The organism is Flavobacterium sp. LB2P53 (assembly GCF_003970305.1).
Classification (GTDB): Bacteria; Bacteroidota; Bacteroidia; order Flavobacteriales; family Flavobacteriaceae; genus Flavobacterium.
The window spans coordinates 1-1,261 of sequence record NZ_RYDG01000023.1 but is presented as its reverse complement, the minus strand read 5'-3'; the positions used below and the strand labels follow the sequence as shown (position 1 = coordinate 1,261).

Annotated in this window: 1 protein-coding gene; it reads left to right on the top strand. The window is 33.1% G+C overall.

From position 1 onward, the window contains the following. Positions 1-56 precede the first annotated feature (56 nt). Positions 57-1,231, top strand: a protein-coding gene (locus tag EKL95_RS14830; protein ID WP_233584118.1) for an IS3 family transposase whose coding sequence is annotated in 2 segments (ribosomal slippage) — positions 57-324 and positions 324-1,231 — 1,176 coding nt in all. Because the reading frame shifts where the segments join, the coding sequence is not laid out codon by codon here. Positions 1,232-1,261 lie beyond the last annotated feature (30 nt).

Below are 1,261 nucleotides of genomic sequence, written 5' to 3'. Positions count from 1 at the left end.
TGGACATGCTAACTTAGCCATCACATTAAGTTAAGAAATAATCTTAATTTTAGCCTATGAAACAAGTCCGCAAAATTTATGATAAAGCTTTTAAAGAAAAAGCCGTTCAATTGAGTTATGATAGAACAAATGTATCAGAACTCGCCAGAGAATTGGGAGTCACAGCACCACAGTTGTATAAATGGCGTAAAGAGTTTGAGGAATTTGGAGAAGGAAGTTTTCCTGGGAAAGGAAATTTAAAACTCACTCCCGAGCAAGAAAAAATCCACGAACTGGAGAAAAGACTCAAAGATGCCGAGTTAGAACGTGATATATTAAAAAAAGCAATCGGCATTTTTTCCAAGAGCGGTCGATGATTTATAGTTTCATAAAAAGCAATGAACAACTATTCCCGATTGAAAAAATGTGCAAAGTTCTACAAGTGAGCAGCGGAAGTTATTACCGATGGAAAAAACAAGCAATCACAGCAAGACAACAACTAAAAATTACCATAAAAGAACAGATAACATTGATTTATTTTGCAGCCAAGCAAAGATATGGAAGTCCTAGAATAACATTAGAACTTCTGAGTATTGGTTATAAAATTTCAAGAATTACTGTAGCAAAATATATGAAACAGTTAGGCTTGCGAAGTAAATTAAGCAAGAAATTCAAAGTGACGACCAACTCAAATCATAATTACTTAATCGTCGAAAATATATTAAATAGGGAGTTTGTTGTCAAAATGCCTTCAAAAGTTTGGGTTTCTGATATCACCTATATTCAAACTAAAGAGGGATTTGTATACCTGACAACTATTATGGATTTATACGACCGAAAAATTATAGGTTGGAGTTTGAGCGATGGAATGAGTACAGATGAAACTACGCTTGGAGCTTGGAAAATGGCCGTTAAAAACCGAAATATTGAGGAAGGTTTGATTTTTCATTCCGACAGAGGTGTTCAATATGCTAGCAAAAAGTTTGTAAATGTTCTTGATTCCTATAAAAAAATAACCCGCAGTATGAGTCGCAAAGGAAATTGTTGGGATAATGCAGTAGCGGAAAGCTTTTTTAAATCCTTGAAAACGGAATTGATTTATGGAAACAAACTGATTTCAAAAGAACAAATGAAACTGGAAATCTTTGAATACATTGAAATTTGGTACAACAGAAAAAGGAGACATTCTGCTTTAAATTATGCAACTATTGAAGAATTTAACAATCAAATTAATTACAAAAATGTAGCTTAACTTAATGTGCAGTTTTTATTTGCATATCCA